This window comes from Ornithinimicrobium humiphilum (genome assembly GCF_006716885.1).
Classification (GTDB): Bacteria; Actinomycetota; Actinomycetes; order Actinomycetales; family Dermatophilaceae; genus Ornithinicoccus; species Ornithinicoccus humiphilus.
Genome location: NZ_VFPU01000001.1, coordinates 214,564 through 236,048, shown reverse-complemented (window position 1 = coordinate 236,048; position 21,485 = coordinate 214,564). Strand labels below are relative to the sequence as shown.

General features: G+C 73.1%; 19 protein-coding genes. 5 read left to right on the top strand and 14 right to left on the bottom strand.

What is annotated here, in order from left to right:
• Positions 1–61: 61 nt before the first annotated feature.
• Positions 62–751, bottom strand: coding sequence for a hypothetical protein (locus FB476_RS01040; RefSeq protein WP_141817140.1), 690 nt, complete (start codon positions 749–751; stop codon positions 62–64).
• A gap of 159 nt (positions 752–910) precedes the next feature.
• A complete protein-coding gene (locus FB476_RS01035) occupies positions 911–1,360 on the bottom strand; it encodes a DUF4446 family protein (protein ID WP_238329493.1) in 450 nt (149 codons plus the stop codon).
• Positions 1,361–1,525: 165 nt separating this feature from the next.
• Between FB476_RS01035 and FB476_RS01030 the strand changes: the two genes are divergently transcribed.
• Complete coding sequence (locus FB476_RS01030; protein WP_141817139.1) at positions 1,526–3,772, top strand: hypothetical protein; 2,247 nt, start codon at positions 1,526–1,528, stop codon at positions 3,770–3,772.
• A gap of 117 nt (positions 3,773–3,889) precedes the next feature.
• On the opposite strand, the gene FB476_RS01025 is transcribed toward FB476_RS01030, so the two are convergent.
• Positions 3,890–4,702 carry a glycosyltransferase family 2 protein gene (locus FB476_RS01025; protein WP_141817138.1) on the bottom strand — a complete coding sequence of 271 codons (813 nt, stop codon included), beginning with the start codon at positions 4,700–4,702 and terminating at the stop codon, positions 3,890–3,892.
• A gap of 16 nt (positions 4,703–4,718) precedes the next feature.
• On the bottom strand, positions 4,719–5,618 hold the full coding sequence (locus FB476_RS01020) for a DUF5926 family protein (RefSeq protein ID WP_141817137.1): 900 nt from the start codon (positions 5,616–5,618) through the stop codon (positions 4,719–4,721).
• Between the two features lie 37 nt (positions 5,619–5,655).
• Here FB476_RS01020 and FB476_RS01015 point away from each other — a divergent pair, with 37 nt between their 5' ends.
• The gene (locus FB476_RS01015) at positions 5,656–6,720 is read left to right on the top strand and encodes a 3-hydroxyisobutyryl-CoA hydrolase (protein WP_141817136.1); all 1,065 of its coding nucleotides are present in this window, start codon (positions 5,656–5,658) and stop codon (positions 6,718–6,720) included.
• Between the two features lie 54 nt (positions 6,721–6,774).
• Here the strand turns inward: FB476_RS01015 and FB476_RS17070 are convergent, their stop codons facing one another.
• From FB476_RS17070 to FB476_RS00980, 7 genes are all read right to left on the bottom strand, one after another.
• Positions 6,775–10,005, bottom strand: coding sequence for a helix-turn-helix transcriptional regulator (locus tag FB476_RS17070; protein ID WP_141817135.1), 3,231 nt, complete (start codon positions 10,003–10,005; stop codon positions 6,775–6,777).
• Positions 10,002–10,181, bottom strand: coding sequence for a hypothetical protein (locus tag FB476_RS01005; protein ID WP_141817134.1), 180 nt, complete (start codon positions 10,179–10,181; stop codon positions 10,002–10,004). The genes FB476_RS17070 and FB476_RS01005 overlap by 4 nt, the downstream gene beginning before the upstream one ends.
• Positions 10,182–10,449: 268 nt before the next feature.
• The gene (locus tag FB476_RS01000; RefSeq protein ID WP_141817133.1) at positions 10,450–11,958 is read right to left on the bottom strand and encodes a UDP-N-acetylmuramoyl-L-alanyl-D-glutamate--2,6-diaminopimelate ligase; all 1,509 of its coding nucleotides are present in this window, start codon (positions 11,956–11,958) and stop codon (positions 10,450–10,452) included.
• A gap of 89 nt (positions 11,959–12,047) precedes the next feature.
• Positions 12,048–12,959, bottom strand: a complete 912-nt coding sequence (locus FB476_RS00995) for a carbohydrate ABC transporter permease (protein WP_141817132.1) — start codon at positions 12,957–12,959, stop codon at positions 12,048–12,050.
• Positions 12,956–14,152 (bottom strand): carbohydrate ABC transporter permease, encoded by a 1,197-nt coding sequence (locus FB476_RS00990; RefSeq protein ID WP_141817131.1) that lies wholly within the window; start codon positions 14,150–14,152, stop codon positions 12,956–12,958. The genes FB476_RS00995 and FB476_RS00990 overlap by 4 nt, the downstream gene beginning before the upstream one ends.
• Positions 14,149–15,528: an ABC transporter substrate-binding protein gene (locus FB476_RS00985; RefSeq protein ID WP_238329492.1), complete on the bottom strand. Its 1,380-nt coding sequence runs from the start codon at positions 15,526–15,528 to the stop codon at positions 14,149–14,151. Before FB476_RS00985 ends, FB476_RS00990 begins: the two co-directional genes overlap by 4 nt.
• A gap of 165 nt (positions 15,529–15,693) precedes the next feature.
• On the bottom strand, positions 15,694–16,434 hold the full coding sequence (locus FB476_RS00980) for a SprT-like domain-containing protein (RefSeq protein ID WP_238329491.1): 741 nt from the start codon (positions 16,432–16,434) through the stop codon (positions 15,694–15,696).
• 52 nt (positions 16,435–16,486) lie between these two features.
• Between FB476_RS00980 and FB476_RS00975 the strand changes: the two genes are divergently transcribed.
• Together FB476_RS00975 and FB476_RS00970 are read left to right on the top strand one after the other, a co-directional pair.
• Complete coding sequence (locus FB476_RS00975) at positions 16,487–16,873, top strand: DUF6394 family protein (RefSeq protein WP_141817130.1); 387 nt, start codon at positions 16,487–16,489, stop codon at positions 16,871–16,873.
• Between the two features lie 12 nt (positions 16,874–16,885).
• Positions 16,886–18,643, top strand: coding sequence for an NAD-binding protein (locus tag FB476_RS00970; protein ID WP_141817129.1), 1,758 nt, complete (start codon positions 16,886–16,888; stop codon positions 18,641–18,643).
• Positions 18,644–18,659: 16 nt separating this feature from the next.
• On the opposite strand, the gene FB476_RS00965 is transcribed toward FB476_RS00970, so the two are convergent.
• The 3 genes from FB476_RS00965 to FB476_RS16770 form a co-directional block, all read right to left on the bottom strand.
• Positions 18,660–19,172, bottom strand: coding sequence for a DUF3806 domain-containing protein (locus tag FB476_RS00965; RefSeq protein ID WP_141817128.1), 513 nt, complete (start codon positions 19,170–19,172; stop codon positions 18,660–18,662).
• A 65-nt stretch (positions 19,173–19,237) separates the two neighbouring features.
• On the bottom strand, positions 19,238–20,053 hold the full coding sequence (locus FB476_RS17065) for a LysM peptidoglycan-binding domain-containing protein (RefSeq protein ID WP_141817127.1): 816 nt from the start codon (positions 20,051–20,053) through the stop codon (positions 19,238–19,240).
• A 196-nt stretch (positions 20,054–20,249) separates the two neighbouring features.
• Entirely contained in the window at positions 20,250–20,753 is a 504-nt protein-coding gene (locus FB476_RS16770; RefSeq protein WP_170233464.1) for an ATP-binding cassette domain-containing protein, read from the bottom strand.
• 9 nt (positions 20,754–20,762) lie between these two features.
• Between FB476_RS16770 and FB476_RS16765 the strand changes: the two genes are divergently transcribed.
• The gene (locus FB476_RS16765) at positions 20,763–21,353 is read left to right on the top strand and encodes a recombinase family protein (RefSeq protein ID WP_238329490.1); all 591 of its coding nucleotides are present in this window, start codon (positions 20,763–20,765) and stop codon (positions 21,351–21,353) included.
• The last annotated feature ends 132 nt before the right edge of the window (positions 21,354–21,485 follow it).

Below are 21,485 nucleotides of genomic sequence, written 5' to 3'. Positions count from 1 at the left end.
CTGCACGCCATGGGTGAACTGTAGGGACTGGCAGCCCCGTCGTGCGCGATCCCGAACGGGTTCACCGACGGCGCTCGCCGACCAGCAGGCCGAGAGCGACGACGAGCAGCCAGACCGGGCCGACGAAGCCGGCCATGTACTGCAGCGGCGAGATGCCGACCAGCAGCGTGAGCCCGCCGAGCGCGAGGCTGGCGATCCCCAGGCCCTTGCCCATCGCCCCGTGGCGCACGGCGGCCAGACCGACCGCGACGCCCGCGACGCCGGCGGTCACCCACAGCCATGCGATCGTCGCCACCCAGTGGGAGTAGAACGACGCGTCGCTGGGGACGAGCAGCTCGGGGGTGAGGAAGCCGAAGACGAACTCGGTGTTGAGGCCCGACCCCAGGACGAGCACCGCCGACAGCACCGTCAGGGCCAGCGCGGCGACGGTCCCGTGCAGCGAGCCGGCGGGCGCCTGCGCGGCGAGGCGCCGGGCCAGCCCGGCGGCGAACGGCAGCAGCAGCACGGCCGCCAGGACCGTCGCGAGGTGGAAGCCGATGAGGTTGGGCACCATGTCGCCGTAGTGCTCGACCACCTGCTCGGCGGTCAGCGGCGAGTCCGGGTCGTTGGGCGGCGAGACGGACAGCGAGAGCCCGATGCTCGCGGCACCCGCCACGCCGGCGGCGACCCCGGACAGCGCCCAGCCCCTGCCCCCCTGGCGGGCCTGGCTGCGCGAGGTCGTCGCGGTCTCGGTCGGAAGAGTTGCGGTCACGGTCGTTCTCCTTCACGCCCGCGCTGTCCCGACGACCACCCTGGTCGCCCGCACGGGCTCGACACCTACCGTGCGGCGCCCGGCGTCCCGGGTGACAGGGCCCGATGTCCCGACCTCCCGGGCAGTTCCGCCGGGACCAGCAGCGGGTGCCTCGGACCGTCAGGAGGGCGGGCCGCCGCGCGCCGCGTCGAGCGCCTCGCGCTCCTCGGGCGTGAGCACCACCTCGGAGTCGCCGCCGACGACCCCCTTGGCGTAGGTGCGGCTCTCGCCCCGGGCGTGGATGGAGCTGATGACCAGCCCGTCACCGGCGTCGTCGACCAGGGCGGCGCTGAACGACATCCGCCCGCCCATGTCGCCGAAGGCGTCGTAGCGGACCACCGCCACGTGCCGCAGCGCGCCGGCCAGGTCGGAGCGCACGGCGCGCAGCTCGTCCTCGAGCTCGAGCAGGCGCTCGGCGCCCGGGCCGACGGGCGTGCCGGAGTCGAGGAGGCGGGCCAGGCGCCGGTCGACCACCCGCATCCGCTGCCACGCGACGGCCGCGAACAGGATCGCCAGCACGGCGACACCGACGGCGGTCCACGCCAGCACGAGGGGGTCGAGGGAGGCCACGACCCGAGGGTATGCGGTGCCCGCCCCCTCCCGGCGCAGGCTCGGTGAAGACGCTGGTCAGCGCGCCACCCGCCGTGGCACCATGCTGCTGGCCGACGCGGGGCCGGCCGACCCCGGTCCTCCCGTGGCGGCCGACCTGCGGGGATGCGACGGGGAAGGACACCGATGTTCTGGGCGCGACGGATGGCGTGGGGTCTCGTGCTGCTGGTGCTGGGGTCGTGGCTGGCCGCGCTCGCGGCGTCGGGGATCGGGGCCGCGCCGCGGCTGACCGACCCGACGGCGGTGCTGGGCGGCACGGCGGACCCGGTGCTGGAGGGTGGGGGCGACGAGGACGGAACCGGCGGGCCGGACGAACCCCTGGACGCGCCCAGGGTGGTCCTGGTCGGCATACCCAACCTGACGTGGGACCTCATCAGTCGCGACATGACGCCGACCATGAGCAACCTGGCAGGCTCCGGCGGCTCGGCAGCGCTGGTGCTGCGCGGCACCCACGAGGTGACCTGCGTGGCCGACGCCTGGCTGACGCTGGGGGCCGGGCAGCGGGCGGCGGCGGACGTCGCGGGCTGCGGCGACGCCGGGTCCGACGCCGCCGCGCTCGGCGACCTGCTCTCCGAGGACGCGGTGGACGGGGAGGCGTGGAGCCGCTGGCAGGAGGCCGCCGCCGACCGGTCCCTCCGGGGCGAGCTCGGCACGCTGGCCGCGCTCGCCGAGGCAGGAGGCACCTGCGTGTCGGCCTCGAGCGGCCCGGCGCTGCTCGGGGCGACGGACGCGGACGGGGAGGCACGGCTCTTCGGCGAGGACGGGAACATCTGCGCGATCCACCTGGTGAGCGCGGCGCCGGTCGCCGAGCCCGAGGACGAGGACGTCGAGCTGGGCAGCACGGGCAACCCGGTCACCGGCGAGAAGATGACCGAGGCCGCGGCCGACCGGGTCGTGAGCAGCGCGCTGTCGGGGCTTGGACCCGACTCGACGCTGGTCGTGGTCGGGATGGGCCACACCTCCGACCGGGCCGAGGCCATGGCGCTGATCGTCGTGCCGGCCGAGGACGCGCGGAGCGGTCTGCTGTCGTCGGGCTCCACGCGGCAGGAGGGGCTCGTGCAGCTGACCGACCTCACGCCGACCCTGCTCGACCTGGCGGGGATCGACCCCGCGGACGTCGACACCGACGGGCTGCTCGCCGGGCAGCCGGTGACGATCGAGGACGCGACGGACGACCGCCAGGTCGAGGTGGCCCGTGACCTGTCGACCGCCTCCGCGCTGGCGAAGTCGTCGGTCCTCCCGGTGATCGGCATCCTCGCGGCCCTGGTCTTCCCGCTGCTCCTGCTGACGGCGCTGCTGCGGCGGGGCGCGTGGTTCCGCGCCGTGGTGACCTTCGCGATGGCGGTGCCCGTGGCGACCTTCCTCGCCGGGCTGGTGCCCTGGTGGCGGGCCGGCTCGCCCGTGACCATGCTGACCCTCGACGTGGTCGCCTTCGCCGTGGTGGTCGCGCTCTTCGGCCTCCTGGGTCCGTGGCGGACCTCGCCGCTGGGGCCGCCCGCCGCCGTGGCGGCGCTGACCCTGGCGGTGCTCGGGGTCGACCTGCTCTGGTCGGCGCGTCTCGGGCTGGTGTCCGTCCTCGGGCTGCAGCCGCTGACGGCCGGGCGCTTCTACGGGCAGGGCAACGTGGGCTACGGGATCGCGCTGGGGTCCTTCGTCGTGCTGGCCGCGGCCCTGCTGACGTGGCTGCGTCCCGACGGCGGGAACGCGGCCGGGCGGGCGGGGGTGGCGAGCCCCGGTGCGCGAGCGGCCCGGGCGGGTCGGGACGCCGACGCCCCCCGACCGGCCGGCCCGCGCGAGGCCGCGCTGGCGGTCGGTCTGCTGGGTCTGGCGTTCCTGCTGCTCGGGGCCGCGCCGATGGCCGGGGCCGACTTCGGCAGCGTGCCCTCGACCGTGGTCGCCGCCGGTCTCCTGCTGCTCGTCGCGCTCGGGGTGCCGTGGAGCGCCCGCAACCTGCTCGGTCTGGCCGCGGTCGCCGTGGTCGTGGCCGCGCTCGCGATGGTCCTCGACTGGCTGCGCGGGGCCGAGCGCCGGACCCACCTGGGCGACTTCGTGCAGAGCGTGATCGACGGCGACGCCCTCGGAATCGTCGGGCGCAAGCTCGACCAGAGCCTCGGCATCCTGCTCGACTACCCGTTGTCCTGGCTCGCGGTCCTCGCGCTCGTGCTCGTCGCGGTCGTCGTGATCCGGCGCCCGGCGTGGTCGACGCCGCTGTGGCAGGAGCCCGGGACACACCCGGCCTTCGTCGCCGGGCTGGTCGCGATCGTGCTCGCGTGGGCGCTCAACGACTCCGGCATCGCGGTCGTCGCGCTGGCGCTGGCCATGCTCGTCGCGGCGGCGCTGCACGTCCTCGGGCGGTCGCTCGCACGACGCTGAGGAGGCCTCGCTCGAGCCTCGGACGGAGTGGTGACTTGTGGTCACCATGACGACCACAACTCACCACTGTGTCAGCGGGACGCGGTCGATCGGGTCGGTGACCGGGCCTCGACTCCCCTACAGCTCGTGCCAGGTGCCGCCGCGGCGCGGGACCGCCCGGGACAACCGGCCGGCACGGCCCGCCACGCGGGTGCCCGCCTGCTTCGCCCGGCCGGCCACCCGGCCCGCGGCGGCGGAGCGCTGCAGCAGCGCTCGGCTGACGTCGGCGAGCTGGCGGGCCCGGTGCACCTGCGACGCGAGGTCGCGGCCGGTGACCCGGTGGCGCAGCTCGCACGGGACCTCGACCACGCGGCCACCGGCGCGCAGCACGTCGACGGTCAGGCCGACCTCGACGCCCCAGCCGGAGGCGAGCGGCATCGCGGCGTCGAGGGCCGCGCGGGTGAGGCAGCGCTGGCCCGACAGCGGCTGCTGGGGGCTCCAGCCCGTCAGCCGCGCGATGCCCTCGCGAGCGGTCCTCACGACGATCCCGAAGCCGCCGCCGGGCCGGTCCTGCGGCGGCAGCACGGCGATCGCCATGTCCGCCTCTCCGGCCAGGACGACGTCGACCAACGGCCCGAGGTTGGCGGCCGAGGACTCGAGGTCGGCGTCGACGAAGAGCACCGGGGCGCCCGGAGCCAGCTCGGCCGCGCGCGCGGCACCGGTGGTCATGGCCGCCGCCTTGCCCCGGTTGCGGGGGTGGCGGACGACCTCGACCTGACCGGTCCACTCGGCGACGGCCGCCGTCTGGTCCTGCGAGCCGTCGTCGACGACCACGACGTGCTCGACCCGGGGCAGCTGGCGCAGCGCGGCGACGGTGGTGCCGACCCGCGCCTCCTCGTCCTTGGCGGGCACGACGGCGACGACGCCGCGTGCGGGGAGAGGTGCGTTCACGCCATACCCCGGGAGGTCAGCGCAGCGTGACCTGGCGAGAGATCAGGCCGTCGCGGGCCCGGCGCTCGTCGGTGGTCAGCGGCTCGTCGACGGTCAGCGCCTTCTCGTAACGCGCCTGCAGCTCGGCGAGCGCGGACGAGTGCGACGCCGGCTCGGCGGCCGGGTCGACCTCGAGCACCGGCACCAGCAGGCCGTTGGCGCGGAACGCACCCAGCAGCTCGCTGCCCTCGCCGAGGGTGTGCTCGCCGGCAGCCTGCAGGCGGGCCATCGCCTGGACGGCGGTGTCCTCGTCCTCGGAGAGGATCCAGCGGATGTAGGCGCGACCGGTCATGAGGCACCAGTAGGCCGACGGCGCGCCCCCGAGGCGGACCATCGGGACGGCGTTCTCGTTCATCGCCGCGAGCGCCTCCTTCTGCTCCTCGGTGGCGTCCTCGCCGAGCCAGAAGCCGAAGTCGTCCTCGACCGTGACCTCGAGGCGCTGCCCCTCGAGCAGGAGGTCCTGCAGGCGCGGGGTGTCGGCGGTCGCCGGGCGCACGGAGTTGATGGCGGAGCCGGGCTCGGACGCGAGCGCGACGAGCAGCGCCTGCGCGATGTCGCGCGAGGCGTCGCCGCTGGAGGTGCGCGACTGCATCGCCACGAGCACCTCGCCGGTGTCGCGGTGGACCGCGGGCACGGCACCGGGCAGGACGGTCACCAGCGTGACCTCGTGCTCGCCGGCCGGCACGGGGCGGCCCTCGACCTCGGTGCTCTCCGGCACGACGACGGTGACCTTGGCCGTCGCGGTGGGGAGGATCTCCCGCATCGCGACCCAGTCGGCCTCGTCGGCCAGGCCCTCGAACGGACGCGCGACGTAGGGCGCGCGCCTGGCGGCCTTCGTGCCAGCAGCCTGGCCCTTCTTGCGTGATGCCTTACCCATGCGGGGGAGTCTACGTGCGCCGTTAGAGTGCGGAGGCATGAGCAAGAGCGACGACCTGCTCCCCTGGGCACCGGCACCCGGTCACGGCGACGAGGTCCTGTATGCCGTGGACGGCCCCCTGGGGCGGGTGCGCCTCAACCGGCCCCGCGCCATCAACGCCCTCGACCGGCCCACGATCGACTCGCTGCTCGACCGGCTGGGCGCATGGGCGGCCGACGACGCGATCGCCGCGGTGGTGATCGACGGCGCCGGCGAGCGGGGGCTGTGCGCCGGCGGTGACGTGCGCGCGCTGCGCACCTCGATCGTCGAGGGACGGCAGGACGAGGCGGTCGACTACTGGCGTGCGGAGTATGCCGTCAACGCCCTCGTCGCCTCCTACCCCAAGCCCTACGTCGCCTGGATGGACGGCATCGTCATGGGCGGGGGCGTGGGCGTCTCGGCGCACGGCTCGCTGGGCATCGTCACCGAGCGCACCCAGCTGGCGATGCCGGAGACGATCATCGGCTTCTTCCCCGACGTGGCCGGCCTGTGGTTCCTGTCCCGCTCCCCCGGCGAGATCGGCACGCACGTGGCGCTCACCGGCACCCCGGTCGGCGGGGCCGACGCCCTCGCGCTCGACATGGCCGACGTGCTCGTCGCCTCCTCGTCCAAGGACGCGGTGCTCGCGGCGCTGCGCCAGGACCCGACGCGACCCGCCAGCGAGCTGGCCCAGGTCGTGGGGCAGCAGCACGGGGACTGCTGGCTCGAGGACAACCGGTCGTGGATCGACGAGTGCTACGTCGGCGACGACGCGGCGGCGATCCTCGAGCGGCTCCGTGCGCACGCCACCCCCGAGGCGCAGGAGGCTGCCGGGACGATCGCGGCGCGGTCGCCGCACTCGGTCGCGGTCACCCTCGAGGCGCTGCGGCGGGCGCGGACGATGACGGTGGAGCAGGTGCTGGAGCAGGACCTGGTCCTGGGCCGGGCGTTCGCGACCCATCCCGACTTCGTCGAGGGCGTGCGTGCGCAGCTCGTCGACAAGGACCGCTCGCCACGCTGGATGCACGGCTCGCTGGCCGAGGTGCCCCGCGAGGAGGTGCTGGCCGCTTTCGGCGAGCGCTGAGGTCGGGGCCGGCCCAGACCCCCGGCGGCCCGGGCGGGTGCGCGAGCCCCCGTCTCAGCCCAGCAGCCCCTGCTCCCGCGCGACGGCCGCCGCCTCCGTGCGGCCGCTCACGCCGAGCTTGGCCAGGATGTTGGAGACGTGGACGCTCACGGTCTTGGTCGAGATGAAGAGCTGCCGGCCGATCTCGCCGTTGGTGCGCCCGGCGGCGACGAGCTCGAGCACCTCCCGCTCGCGCGGCGTCAGCTCGACCACCGGGGCGGGGCGTGCCGACGCGGCCGGAGCGGTCGCGGATCCACCTGACGCACCTCGCGGCCGTCGTCGCCCGACGCCGCCCAGCTCGGCCAGCAGCGGCAGCGCACCGAGGCGCTCGGCGACCTCACGGGCCTCCTCGACCAGCTGGCGCGAACGCGCGGCGTGCTCCGGCCCGGCGGTGACCAGCACCGACGCCAGGCGCGAGGCCGTGCGGGCCCGCTCGTAGGCGTGTCCCAGCCGTTCGAAGCCGTCGAGCGCCGCCTCCCAGGCCGTGACCAGCTCGTCGAGCGGCGGCGGGTCGGCGTCGGCCCGCCAGCGCAGGCGGAGGTGCTCGGCATGGTGGCGCAGGTTCCACGCCACACCCTCCGGACCGTCCTTGCGGTCCAGCTCGTGGCGCCGCCCCGCGACGGCCTCGCGGTCCTGCACGAGGCGTTCACCCACGAGGACCAGTCGGTCGCGCTCGGGGCCGGCCGCGGTCGCGGCACGGGCGGCGAGCTGCCCCAGCAGCAGCGCGCCGAAGCGCACCTGGGCGGGAAAGCTCGAGACGTGCCAGAGGTCCTTGACCGCCGAGGTGGCCCGGTCGTAGGCCGCGATGGCGCCGTCGAGGTCGCCCGCGTCGCCGCGGACGTCGATGGCCGGCCCGGTCGCCAGCACGACGGCCCAGCCGTCCCGGAAGGTCGACCGGGGCAGCGACTCCAGCACCGCCGTCGCCGAGGGGTCGCCCCGCCCGGCGAGGGTATGGAGCCCCAGCCCCGTCAGCATGGGCGCCAGCACCGCGGGTGGCGTCTCGCCCGAGACGTCGGCCAGCCGGTCGACGTCCCCCCAGTCGCCGACGAGATAGGCGCAGATGCCGCCCAGCACGCGCGCGTCGAAGCCGAAGGGCGCCCAGGGCCGGCCGTGCTCGCGCGCCAGCTCGACGGCCTCGCGGTAGTAGGGGCGGGCCTCCTCGTAGCAGGCCTGCTCGTAGAGGATGCCGCCCATCTGGTGCAGCGCCCGGACCAGGCCGATGGTGTGGCTGGAGCGGCGCAGCCGGCGGATGACGTCGGACATCGCCTCGACCGCCGCGTCGGGCTCGCCAACGAACGACTTGAGCCGTCCCAGGATCGTCGCCGCCTCGTCCTGCAGGCGCTCCAGCCCCAGCTCGGCCGCCAGCTCGGAGGCCGCGGTCGCCGCACGGGTCGCCACCTCGAAGCGGCCGCGCTCGGCCAGCGCGCGGGAGTGGACGGCGAGCGCGCGGGCGCGCCGCTTGGTGCGCTCGTCGTGCAGCAGGTCGAGGGCCTCCTCGCTGGCGGCCAGGGCGCTGACGCCAGGCTCGTCGACGAGCAGCGCGGCGTGGGCGAGCGCGACGAGCAGGTCGGCGCGGGCGGAGGCCTCGGGGTCGGTGGCGCCCGTGGGGCCGGCGACGGGCACGAGCCCGCCGGAGAGCACGACGGTGGCGGGGTGGTCGCCGTCGGCGCGGCCACCCCCGACGGGGCCCGCCTCCGAGCGCAGCAGCTTGACGGCCCGGGGACCTTCCCCGGCGGTGACGAGCGCCTCGGCCGCCTGGATGACCACCGACGTGCGAGCGACCTCGGCGCGCTCGGCCACGCCGGGCACGTCGAGCAGCTCCAGCGCCGTGAGGAAGTGGCGGGCCGCCTCGTCGGGACCGCCGACCCCCAGAGCTTCCTCGCCCGCCTGCACGGAGGCGCGGACCGCGGTCACGGGGTCGTGGCCGGCGCGGGCGTGGCGCGCGAGCTCGGCGGCAGCACCGGGCACGCGACCGTCGCCCAGCGCGCGGGCGCAGGCGGCGTGGATGCGGGCGCGTTCGCCCGGCAGCAGGTCGTCGTAGACCGCCTCGCCGAGGAGTGCGTGGCGGAAGGAGTAGCTGGCGTCGGGCTGCGGCAGCAGGATGTTGGCCTCGACCGCCGCGCGCAGGGCCTCGTCGAGGGCGGAGCCGGCGAGGTCGACGACCTCGGCCAGCATCGTGTGGGAGACCCGGCGCCCGATGCAGGCCGCGGCGCGAACGACCGCGCGGGCGTCGTCGGGCAACCGGTCGAGGCGGACGAGCAGGAGGTCGGCGAGGTCGGTCGGCAGGGCGTCGTCGCCGAGCTCGCGGGCGACGACGAGCTCCTCGGCGAAGAAGGCGTTGCCCTCGGCGCGGCGGACGATCTCCTCGACGGCGCGGCCGTCGGCCAGGCCAGGACGCACCGCGCGGACGAGCGCCCGCACGTCGGCGTCCTCGAGCGGGGTGAGGTGCATGCGGTGCACTGCGGGCATCCGGCCCCACTCGGCCACGGCCGGGCGGAGCGGGTGGCGGCGGTGCAGGTCGTCGGCGCGGTAGGAGGCGACGACCGAGACGGGCGTGGTGAAGCCGCGGGCGAAGAGGAACGCGAGCAGGTCGCGGGTGGAGCGGTCGGCCCAGTGCACGTCCTCGACGACGAGCAGCAGCGGGCGGTCGGCGCCCAGCGCCTCGAGCGCGGCGTGCAGCGACTCGAAGAGGTCGGCACGGACGGCGCCCTCGTCGGTCTCGCGCGGCAGCAGCGGGGCGCCGTCGGCGAGGGTGCGCGAGGCGGGGCCGGACGTGGCCAGCCCGTCGAAGGCGTCCTGGTCGCGGCCGTGCGCGGCGCTCAGGACGCGCCCTGCGGGCAGCAGGCGGCCCAGGCCGGGGTGGTGGGCGACGAGCGACGCCACCAGGTCGCGGGCGTCGTCGTCGAGCCGGCCGAGGATCTCGGTGAAGGGCAGCAGCGGCAGCGCGCTGTCGCCGAAGTCGAGGCAGTGGCCGACGAGCACGCGCCAGCCCTGTCCGCGGGCGCGCGCGCCGAGCTCGCGCAGCAGCCGGGTCTTGCCGACGCCGGCGTCGCCGCCGAGCACGACGGGGGCCGGCCTCGGGTCGTCCCCGAGACCGACCCTCGCCTGCAGCTCCGCGAGCTCTCGGTCGCGGCCCAGCAGCGGCGTCGATGCGCGCTCCTGTGGTGTCACGTCCCCCATCATCGCGGCCAGCACGGACAGGTCCAGTCCTTTATGGGCCGTGGCGGGCGACGTGTCGGTGCTCACCGGGCCCCGACGACGGCGCCGCGGCGGGCGAGGTGCTCCGGCCGGTGAGCGCGGCGAGCGCTGGCGGTTCGGACGCGACGGCGCAGGCCCAGGAGCCGGCCGCCACCCCACGCGCGGCGGAGCTGCTCGCGACGGTAGGTGTTCTCGACGTCCAGGAAGGCACTGGTGACGAACATGGTCTTTCCTCTCGCTGACGGACCCGGACGGGCCCGACACCAGCAAGATTCGTCCTCTGAGGTAGGCCGGGACATCGGACGAGATCCCTATCTCTGCCCGGCCGACTACCTCAGATCGCGCCGGTCTCCCTACCTCAGAGGTGCCTCAGAGGGGTATGCCGTCGCCGCCCAGCCTGGTCTGTCCCGGCGACACGCCCGGCTGGACCGGCTGGAGCGAGCACGTGCACGCTCGGGCCGACGAGATTGGGCATGTCGCCGGGACGAAGCGCTACGCGCAGCCGCCGTCGCGGCGGATGCGGAGGGCCGTGCGGGCCTCCTCGATCTCCGCCCACGGGATCGTCTCGGTGTCACGCTCGAGGGTCTCCTCCGGACCCTTGCCGGCCAGCAGGACGGTGTCGTCCGGGGCGGCGCTGCAGACGACGTGGCGGATCGCCTGCACGCGGTCGCCGATCGAGACGAAGTTGTCGCGGCCGGCCTCACGGGCGCCGCGCTCCATCTCGTCGAGGATCTCCTGCAGCGGCGTGGTGCGGTGGTCCTCCTCGGAGAAGACCGCGTGGTCGGCCAGGCGGGTGGCGACCTCGCCCAGCGGCGCGCGCTTGGAGGGGTCGCGGGGGCCTCCGGCGGAGCCGATGACGACCCACAGCGCCCCGTCGGTGGTCACGCGCACGGTCTCCAGCGCCTTCTCCAGGCTGGGCGGCGTGTGGGCGAAGTCGACGATGACGCGCGGCTCGCCGGGGTGGCGCTCGACCATCTCCATGCGCCCGGCGACGCCGCCGAAGGACGCGAGCGCCTCGACGAGGTCGGCGGTCGCGACGCCGGTGGCAGCGACCCCGGCCATCGCGGCGAGCGCGTTGGCGACGTTGAAGCGGCCGATCATCGGCAGCGAGGCGGCGAACTCGCCGTCGGGGGCGTGCAGCGTGAAGGTGATCGCCTCGGCGCCCTCCACGACGTCGGACGCGCGCCAGTCGGCGTCGGAGCCCTCGGCGGAGTAGGTGGTGACGGCGCGGCCGCCCTCGGTCGCCAGCGGCAGGAGCCGGTCGAACCACGGCTGGTCGTCGACGTTGAGCACGCTGTGCGCGGCCCGCTGGACGAGCTTGGCCTTGTCGGCGAAGTACTGCTCCATCGTGCCGTGGAAGTCGAGGTGCTCCCCGGTGAGGTTGGTCCAGATGCCGACGTCGTAGGAGACGCCGCGGACCCGGTCCATGGCCAGCGCGTGGGAGGACGACTCGACCACGGCGTGGGTGGCCTCGTGGCGGAGCATGTCGCGCAGGATCTGCTGCACCTGCGGCGCCTCGGGAGTGGTGAAGTGCGAGGGCGGCTGGCGCAGGAGGCCGTCGGGCAGCTCGTAGCCGATCGTGGACAGCAGCCCGGTGGGGCGGCCGGTGGCGCGCAGCAGGTGGAGGGCCAGGCAGGAGGTGGTCGTCTTGCCGTCGGTGCCGGTGACGCCCAGCACGACCAGGTCGTCGCTCGGGCGGCCCAGGATCGCGGTCGCGGCGTCGGCGAGCGCGGCGCGGGCGTGCGGGACCTCGAGGTACGGCAGCGGGCAGATCGCGCCCTGCGGCAGGCCCTCGCCGATCACGACGACGGCGCCGGCCTCGGCGGCCTCGCCGATGAAGTCGTGCCCGTCGAAGCGCGCGCCCTTGATGGCCACGAAGGCCTGGCCGGGGCGGATCCAGTCGGCCTGGTGGCTGACGCCGGTGACGACGGTCTCACCGACGTGACCGGTGCGGTCGTCGAGGGAGGAACCCAGGGCGGCGGCGAGGTCGGCGAGCTTCATGGCGCACAGACTAGGCCAGAGCACGCCGACGGGCGGGCGCCCCCGCCGAGGGGGACGCCCGCCCGTGGTGCGGACCGGCGGACCGGGGCTCAGCCCTTGACCGCGCCCGACGTCATACCGCGCACCAGGAAGTTCTGGAGCACGAAGAAGACGATCATCGGCAGCACCATCGAGATGAAGGCACCGGCCGTGAGCAGCTCGGCACCCTGACCCTGGGTGCCCAGCAGCTGCTGCAGCTTGACGATGACGGTCGTGTTGTTGTTGGTCAGGAACAGCTTGGCGATGAGCAGGTCGTTCCAGACCCACAGGAACTGCAGGGTGGCGAAGGCCGCCATCGCCGGCATCGCCATCGGGGCGATGAGCTTCCAGAAGATCTGGAAGTTGGAGCACCCGTCGATCCGCGCCGACTCGACGACGCTGAACGGCAGCGAGGCCATGTAGTTGCGGAGGACGTAGATGCACAGCGGCATACCGAAGCCGGTGTGGAGCAGCCAGACCGCGAGGTACTGGCCCGAGATGCCCAGGCCGCGCGGGCCGAGCAGGTCGAGCAGCGGCTGGAAGGCCACCTGGATCGGCACCACCATGACGGCCACGATCACGATGAAGAGCACGTCCTTGCCCTTGAAGTCCATGAACGTGAACGCGTAGGCGGCGAACGCCGCGAACATGATCGGGATGATCGTCGCGGGCACGGCCACCAGGATCCCGTTGAGGAAGGCGGTGCCGAGGTCGGCCTGCTCGAAGACGGCCCGGTAGTTCTGGGTCGTCCAGCCGCCGACCCACAGCGCCTCCCACCAGCCGGAGGTCTCGGCCGCCGACCGGGTGCGGAAGCTGGTGATGAGCAGACCGATCGTGGGCAGCGACCACAGCACCACCAGCAGGAGCATCACGATCATCGCGACGGGGCTGCGGGGGCGCCCGTCCTTCATCCGGCCCGCGTTGCGACGCCGGGTGGCCATGACCTCCTGGGCCGTGGGGGCCGACTCTGTCGTCGCGCTCATCGCTGTGCCTCCTGCTCGCGGAACTGCTTGACCTGGTAGATGAGGATCGGGATGACCAGGATCAGCAGCACCACGACGAGGGCGCTGGCGACGCCGGCCTGACCGCGGGCGAAGAGCTGGTTGAAGAACATGTTCGCGATGACGTCGGTGTTGTTGCGACCGTTGGTCAGCACGTAGACGATGTCGAACACCTTCAGCACCAGGATCAGCACGGTGATGAAGACCGTGATGATCGTGCCCTTGATCTGCGGGATGATCACCTTCCAGAAGATCTGCCACTCCGAGGCGCCGTCGATGCGGGCCGCCTCGAGGGTGTCCTCGGGGACGCCCTTGATGGCCGCCGACAGCAGCACCATCGCGAAACCCGTCTGCAGCCAGACGAGGATCACCATGAGCAGCAGGCTGTTGAGCCGCGCCGTGTCGATCGAGAGCCAGTTCTGCGGCGTGCCGCCGAAGAGGTCCACGATCGCGTTGAGCGCGCCCGTCTGCGGCCGCCCCGGCGCCTGGTAGGCGTAGACCGAGGTCAGCCAGATCGCCGACGCCGCGACGAAGCTGATGGCCATCGGCAGGAAGATGAAGCTCTTGGCCCACTTCTCGCCCTGGGCGGACAGCTTGTCGGCCATCACCGCCACGACCACACCGATCGCGACCGTGACCGCCGGGACGATCGCGATCCACAGGAAGTTGTTGAGGATCGCCGACCAGAACGCCCGGTCCGTGAACAGGTCACGGTAGTTCTGCAGCCCCACGTAGGCCGTGCTGTCGGCGTTGGCGAAGCTGTAGTGGATGGTCTGGGCGGTCGGGAAGAGCAGCATCAGCCCGATGAGCGAGAACCCCGGCAGCAGGAAGGCGTAGGGGATCAGCCCGTGCTCGAGCTTGCGCGGCAAGGCCTCGATCGCGACGTTGATGAAGTAGAAGAGCAGCGCCGCGCCGCCGACCCCGGCGACGAGGCCGAGGACCCCCATGAGGATCTTGCTGTCGAAGAACCAGCCGGGGTAGTAGGCGAACGCGAGGAACAGGTTGAACATGGCCCAGAGGGTGAAGGCCACGCCCACGACGCCGATCAGGAGCTTGACGGGCTGCAGCCCCTGGTCGTCGGGCACCGCCGCCTGCGGCGGCGCCTCGTCCGCACGCTCGTCGGGGACGACACTCGTGTCGTCACCGACGGGTGGAGGGGTGTGCGAGTAGCTCATCGCCCGTCACCGGTCTCCGCTGCACCGTCGTCGCCGCCCGTCGGCCAGCTGGACTCGATGGCGTCCGCCACCTGCTGCGGCGTGCGGTCACCGCTCTGCAGGTCGACCATGCCCTTCCAGAACGAGTCGGAGCCGACCTCCTTGGGCATGACGTCCGAGCCGTCGAAGCGGAAGACGTCGGCCTCGTAGGCCATCTGGGCGATCTGCTTGGTGATCTCGTCGGGATAGTTCTCCTGGTCGAAGGTGGTGTGCGGGTTGAGCCAGCCACCGCGCTGCGCCGCCTCGGCACCGAACTGGTCGGAGGTGATGTAGCGCATGAACTCGACCGTGTCGGTGTCGTAGGAGAAGGCCGCCGCGAGGTCGCCACCGCCCAGCACCGGGACGCCGTCGTAGCCGTCCTCGGCCGGCGGGAACATGAAGATGCCGATCTCCTCGTCGAGGTTCTCGGCGACCTCCGGCGGGAAGAAGCTGGCCGCGAAGTTGCCCTGCCGCATGAGGTAGCACGCGGGCGGGTCCTCGAGGGCCGGCGTCATCGCCGCGTCGAAGGAGGTGGACAGGACGCCGTCCCGCCCGCCGAGGACGTTGCCCTCCTTGTTGGCGAGGTCGTCGTAGGCCTGGATGGCCTCCACGACGCGCTCGTCGTTGAACGGGATGCGGTGGTAGATCCAGTCGTCGTAGACGTCGGGCCCGTGCAGGCGGAGCATGTACTCCTCCACCCAGTCGGTGCCGACCCACCCCGTGGCCTGCGCCGACTCCCAGCCGATGCACCACGGTGCCGCGCCGGTGTCGGCCTTGATCTGCTCGGCGATCTCGTCGAGCTCCTCGAGGGTGGCGGGCTCGGTGTTCCAGCCGCCCTCCTCGTAGGCCTTCTTCGGGTACCAGACGATCGACTTGACCGCCATGCGCATGGGGGCGGCGTAGACGCGGCCCTGGTAGCGCGCCGAGTCGAGGAAGCCCGGGACCAGCGTCGAGTCGAGCGAGTCGTAGTCGAGGAACATGTCGATCGGGACGATGTCGCCGGAGGCGGCCATCTGCAGCACGCCACCGGGCTGCGGGAAGAGTCCGACGTCGGGGGCGTCTCCCGAGCCGACCCGCAGCAGGATCGTCGTGGTGAAGTCCTGGTCGGGGACGTACTCGACCTGGATGCCGGTCTCCTCGGTGAACGCCTCGAGGGAGGCCCTGAAGGCCTCCTCCTCGGGTCCGCCGAAGGCGCCGAGGACGGTGACGACGCCGTCACCCTCCTCCGGCTCGGCGTCGGCGTTGAACCCGCCGGAACCCGACCCTGCGTTCGGGTTCTGCAGGCAGGCCGTCAGGGTCAGCGCGGCGGCCACCGACGTCGTCGTCACCAGGCCGCGCTTCATGCGTGAGCTCGCCACGTTGAGGCTCCTTCCTCGCGGTGCCGGGCGCACGGGCCGCTGGGATGGTCGTGCATCAGCCGGCACATCTCTCTGGACATTACCCACATCACGTGATCTACGTCACGCACTTGGGTCACGATGTGGTCACGGTTGTCCCAGGAGTCACTCGAGCCCCACCTGGAACTACCGTCCGGACGCCCCATGCTGGACCCCCGCGACCGGTTCTGCCAGCGAGAACGGCACGTGAAGCCGCTGGCCAGGGACCTGGACGAGGTAGCGGGTGCGTCCGCGGCGCACGACGCGGCCCACGAGGCCGCAGTAGCGGCCCGGCGCGGTGATGCGCAGGAGGGCCCCGGGCTCGAGCGTGGCGGGGCCCGGGCCGGCCGGGACGACGGAGCGGGAGGCGCCCTCGGCGAGCGCCCGCAGCTGCTCCAGCCCGGCGACCACCTCGGGCCCCAGCTGCTCGTGGGCCACCGGCCGGCCGTCGTGGGTCCACGACAGCACCCGGTCGAGGTGGGGCTCGGTGCGGCAGCGGGCGCAGAGCAGCAGCCGCTGCGGCCGCCGGTGCCGGTGGACGACGTGCCCGGCGACGCAGCGCCCCTGCCAGCGCCCGGGCACGACGGGCTCCTCCGCGGAGTAGCAGCGCTCCCCGGTGGCGCCGATCGCGCGAGCCTTCGCACGCCATACCTGGTCGTGGCCGTGCCGGGGACCCACCAGGGCGTGCGCGATCTCGTGGAGGATCGTCTCGCGCACCTCCGCCTCCTCCTGCACGGCCGCGAGCGCCCGGCTCACGGTGATCCGGCGGTCGGCGAAGTGGCACGCGCCGGCACGCACCCGCGCCCGGTCGAAGGCGAACGTCCAGTCGTGCAGGCCGTGCTCGTCCATGAGGGCGCGAGCGGTGCGCGCGGCGAGAGCCAGGTCCACGCCGACGATCGTAGGAGCACCCGCCGACACGCCCCGGCGTTATGGTCGGCGTGTGAATCTAGAGAAGGTCGTCTTCGGCTTCTTCGTGCTCCTCGCGGCGACGCTCAACTTCGGCTACGTCATCGGGGACATCAGCAACCCCGACCTGCACAACGTCTACGAGCTCTACGCCGCCGTGGCGGTCAACATCATCGCCACCATCCTCAAGTTCGGCGACCGCACCCAGATCGGCGCGGTGCACCTGGCGACCAGCCTCGTGGCGAGCATCCAGCTCATCATCGCGGCGCTGGTGTGGATCTGGGGCTCGCAGGTCGACGCCGCGGGCCTGACCGACCAGCACATGGCCAGCGTGGTCTCGATCGCCGCGGGCGCGCTGCTGGCCAACTTCGTCTCGGTCATCCTGCTCGTCGTCGAGACCGTCTCCTTCCGCCGCCGCTGAGGTCCCGCCCCCGTGGTCAACCTTCTCCAGCTGCTGCCCCGCGGCAAGCGCGCCCGGCCCCGCCCGGACTCGCTGCGGCGGGTGCGCGTGGAGGTCCCGCGCGAGCCGCCGTCGACCGACGCGGTCTTCCTCGTGCTGCGCCGGATGCGCACGCCGCTCGTGGTGGTCGTCGGCGTCTTCGCGGTGATGACCTTCGGCCTCTCGCTCATGCCGGGCTCGCCCGAGCACCCCGAGCGCCTGTCGGTCTTCGACGCCTTCTACGTCGTCAGCTACACCGGTCTGACGATCGGCTTCGGCGAGCTGCCGCACCCCTTCTCCTACGCCCAACGGGTGTGGGTGACGCTGACGATCTACGCCAGCGTGCTGTCGTGGTCCTACGCCCTCGCGGTGCTGCTGGCCCTCTCGCAGGAGCAGACCTTCCGCCGGGCGATCCAGCTGCAGCGCTTCAGCCGCAAGGTGCGCGGGATCAACGAGCCCTTCGTGCTCGTCGTCGGCTACGGCCAGGCGGGCGAGGCGGTATGCCGTGCGCTGGAGGACCAGGGCCGCACCTTCGTCGTCCTCGACAACGAGCCGGACCGGGTGCAGCGGCTCGCGCTGGACGGCTACAGCACGGACGTGCCGGCCTTCGCCGCCAGCGGCCGGGACCCACGGATCCTCGGCATGGCGGGGCTCGCCAACGACTACTGCGAGGCCGTGCTGGCGCTGACCGACAGCGACGAGACCAACCTGTCGGTCGTCATGAACGTCAACCTGCTGCGGCCCGAGCTCATGGTCATCGCCCGCTCCAGCGAGCGCGAGATGGCGCAGCAGATGCACGACTTCGCCGCCGACGTCGTCATCAACCCCTTCGACCGCTACGGCGCCTACCTCGTCATGGCGCTGCGCCGCCCGGCGGGCTTCCGGCTGGCGTCGTGGCTGATGAGCCCGCGCGGCAGCGAGCTGCCGCACAACCTCGAGCACCTCACGGACGGGCACTGGGTGGTCTGCGCCGACGGCACCTTCGGCTTCGAGGTCACCCGCGACCTGGAGAGCGCCGGGCTCGACGTGGTGCTGGTCGACCCGCGCGACGGGCGGCCCGACGTGACCGACGCGGTCGGCTTCATCGCCGGCGCGGAGTCGGACATCGTCAACCTGGCGATGGCGGCGCACGCCCGGATCGAGAACGACGACCTCTTCATCGCGATCCGGCAGAACTCCGCGGTCAACGCGGCTCCGCTGCGGGCCTTCGACGCCGACTCGGTCTTCGTGCCGACCGAGCTGCTGGCCCGCGAGGCGGTGGCGCGGATCACCTCGCCCAACTACTGGAGCTTCATCGACCACGTGCTGCACGAGGACGACGACTGGGACGCGCGCGTCATGGACGAGATCGTCTCCGTCGTCGGCGACGAGGCGCCGGTCAGCCTGCGCATCGACATTGACCAGGTGCACGCCCCGGCGGCCGTGCGGTGGGTGCGCACGGAGCAGCTGACCATCGGCGACCTGCTGCGGGACCCGGACGACCGGGAGAGACGGCTCGCGGCATACCCCGCGGTGCTGGTGCGCGACGGCCGACGGGTCTTCACCCCGGGTCTGGACACCCCGCTCGCCGAGGGTGACGGGCTGCTGCTGCTCGGGCGCGACCAGGACCTGCAGGTGGCGCACGAGACGCTCTTCCACGACGCCATGGTCGAGTACGTCGCCACGGGGCGGGAGGTCGCGACCTCCTGGGTGGTGCGGCAGCTGCAGGAGTGGCGCTGGCGGCGGCGCGCGAGGGTGGCCCGGCGCGGTTGAGTCCGCGTCCCCTCCGTCAGCGGGAGCGGAGGGTGACCAGGTGCCCGACGACCTTGGGGATCCAGCCGGTCTCGCGCCTCATCCAGCGGACGGCGACGAGGTTGGCCGGGACGACCACGAAGTCGCCCGCGACCACCGCGAGGTCGGTGCCGAAGACGTCGGTGGCGACCTCCCAGGCGAGGTCGGTCTGCCGGTGCAGGTGCTCGCCGACGGCGATGGCGTAGCGCTGCACGATCGCGGCGTGGTCGCCGCCGCTGCTGGTCCAGGCGAGCAGCGCGCGGTCGAAGCCGGCGCCGATCGAGGCGAGGTCGTCGACGTCGACGCCTTCGGCCTGCAGCTCGGCGAGGACGGAGTCGATCCACTCGCGCTCCTCCGGCGCGAGCCGCCGTGACTCGGGCTTGAGCGGCAGCTCCTCGAGCGGGGTGTCGCCGGTGTCGGGAAGCGCGCGGACACGGCCGGTGTCGGGGGCGTCCGGCTGGGTGTCACGGGTGCCGCGCGCCGCCGACCTGATGCGGTCGAAGAGGCCCATCGCCCCAATGTAGGGCGACGGGCCTCCTCGTGCGCCCGGGATCAGCCGGGCGGGATGCGGCTCGGTCAGCCGAGCTCGAGGGTCTCGCCCTCGACGACGAGGTCGGCGTCGGCGAGGTCGTTGACCCGCACGAGCACCTCGACCTCGGTGCCGTTGTCGGCGGCGATGGTCGCCAGGGTGTCGCCGCGCTCCACGACGACGGTGCCCTCGGCGCCGCCGGCCGGGACGAGCAGCGTGTCACCGGCGAAGATCAGCTCGCCGCCGTCGGGCAGCTCGTTGATCGCCACGAGCTCCTCGACGGTGGAGCTGTGGTCCTCGGCGATGGAGGCGGTGGTCTCGCCGCGCTCGATGACGTGCTCCTCGAGGTCGCTCGCGGTCTCCTCGGCCGGGGCGGCCTGCTGGACCGGGGCCTGCTCGGCGGGAGCCTGCTGCTGGACCGGCGCCTGCTCGGCGGCGGGCTGCTCGGTGGGGGCCTGCTGCTGCGCGGGCTGCTCGGCGGGGGCCGGCGCCTCGGGGGCGGGGCCACCGGCGGTCAGCCCGGCCTTGACGGAGCAGGTGGGCCAGGCGCCCGGACCCTGCGACGCGAGCACCTTCTCGGCGATCGCGATCTGCTGGTCGCGGGAGGCCAGGTCGGCGCGGGGGGCGTAGGACGTGCCCCCGAAGCCCTCCCAGGTGCTCTGGGCGAACTGCAGGCCGCCGTAGTAGCCGTTGCCGGTGTTGATGCTCCAGTTGCCGCCGGACTCGCAGGCCGCGACGGCGTCCCAGGTCGAGCCGCTGGCGGCCGAGGCGGAGCCGGCGGTGGTCACGCCGGCCAGGGTGGCCAGGCCGGCGGCCGCGGCGACCGCGGAGAGGTGACGAGTTCGGATGGCGCGGTGCTTCATGTAAGTCCTCACGGGCTCGGGGTCAGGTCTGTCGGCGGGGCAGGACGGGGGCGTCCGCCACCGGCCAAGTTCTCCACAATGGGAGCCTCGTGGAGGAGATGCAAATGCAGCTCTCACATACTTCTCCCAGGATTTCTTCTTCGGTCGTCGTGATCGTCCCGTGATCTGCGATGTTGCGACTATGACGTGAAATGGATCACTTCCGGCCGTCGCCGAGCATCTCGTCGACCAGCCCCGACCTGTGGAGCGAGAGCCGGCGGGTGAGCCCGAGGTCGTCCAGGAAGCGGTCGTCGTGGCTGACGACGAGGAGCGCGCCGCGGTAGGCCTGCAGGGCCGAGACCAGCTGCTCGACGCTGGCCAGGTCGAGGTTGTTGGTCGGCTCGTCGAGCACCAGCAGCTGGGGCGGCGGCTCGGCGAGGAGGATCCGCGCCAGCGCCACCCGGAAGCGCTCCCCGCCCGAGAGCGTGCCGACCCGCTGCGCCACGGCGTCGCCGCGGAGCAGGAAGCGCGCGAGCCCGGCCCGGACCTCGTGCGGGGCCGCCTGCGGCGCCGCCGACCGCACGAGGTCGAGCACGGTGGCGTCCTCGTCGAGGACCAGCCGCTGCGGGAGGTATCCGACGCGTCCGGTGACGTGGTGCACCGTGACGTGCGGTGCGGCATACCGGCCGAGCAGTGCCTCCAGGAGCGTGGTCTTCTCCACTTGGTGCGAATGACGCACCTGTCGAGTGGAGGTATCGAGATGGCGATGAGTGCGTTGGAGAAGCCGCGGACGGGCGAGATTGCTGGTGTCGCGGAACAGGTGCTGGTCTATCTGCGGATCAGCGAAGACCGGACGGGCGAGGAGGCCGGCGTCGAGCGGCAGCGCGATGACTGCCTGGCTCTGTGCGGTCGCCTCGGCCTGGATGTGTCCGCCGGGGACGTGTTCATGGACAACGACACGTCGGCGTATCTGAACAAAAAGCGTCCGGAGTTCGAGAAGATGCTGGCCCGTGTGCGGCAGGGTCCGTCGCGGGTCGTGGTGTGGCATGTGGATCGCCTCTACCGGCGTCCGCGCGAACTGGAAGACCTGATCGACTTGGTGGAGTCGCACCCGATCCGCATCGAAGCGGTGATGGGTGGCGCGTTCGATCTGAACACGCACGAGGGCCGGTTGATGGCCCGCCAACTCGTCGCGATGGCCGCATACGAGTCCGGGCACAAGGCTGACCGGATCAGGCGTGCGAACCGGCAGAAGGCCGAGCGGCCGTCGTGGACCCGTTCTCCGACACGCGGTAGATCGTCAGGCCGGAAGCGACGGTAGGGCCTTCGTCGGCGGGCGCACATACTCGGCAAGCAACTCCATCGGATCACGGCCCTCATTCCGAGCCACGATGTTCGGAGGGTCTTCGGAAGGAATCACCGGCTGCTCGTTCAGCAGGAGGGCATGGCCGAC

Excerpts from the sequence above, each read along its gene's own strand:
- FB476_RS01030 (WP_141817139.1), top strand. The coding sequence starts at position 1,526 with ATGTTCTGGGCGCGACGGATGGCGTGGGGTCTCGTGCTGCTGGTGCTG.
- FB476_RS01020 (WP_141817137.1), bottom strand. The coding sequence starts at position 5,618 with ATGGGTAAGGCATCACGCAAGAAGGGCCAGGCTGCTGGCACGAAGGCC.
- FB476_RS01015 (WP_141817136.1), top strand. The coding sequence starts at position 5,656 with ATGAGCAAGAGCGACGACCTGCTCCCCTGGGCACCGGCACCCGGTCAC.
- FB476_RS01005 (WP_141817134.1), bottom strand. The coding sequence starts at position 10,181 with ATGTTCGTCACCAGTGCCTTCCTGGACGTCGAGAACACCTACCGTCGC.
- FB476_RS01000 (WP_141817133.1), bottom strand. The coding sequence starts at position 11,958 with ATGAAGCTCGCCGACCTCGCCGCCGCCCTGGGTTCCTCCCTCGACGAC.
- FB476_RS00995 (WP_141817132.1), bottom strand. The coding sequence starts at position 12,959 with ATGAGCGCGACGACAGAGTCGGCCCCCACGGCCCAGGAGGTCATGGCC.
- FB476_RS00990 (WP_141817131.1), bottom strand. The coding sequence starts at position 14,152 with ATGAGCTACTCGCACACCCCTCCACCCGTCGGTGACGACACGAGTGTC.
- FB476_RS00965 (WP_141817128.1), bottom strand. The coding sequence starts at position 19,172 with ATGGGCCTCTTCGACCGCATCAGGTCGGCGGCGCGCGGCACCCGTGAC.
- FB476_RS17065 (WP_141817127.1), bottom strand. The coding sequence starts at position 20,053 with ATGAAGCACCGCGCCATCCGAACTCGTCACCTCTCCGCGGTCGCCGCG.
- FB476_RS16765 (WP_238329490.1), top strand. The coding sequence starts at position 20,763 with ATGACGCACCTGTCGAGTGGAGGTATCGAGATGGCGATGAGTGCGTTG.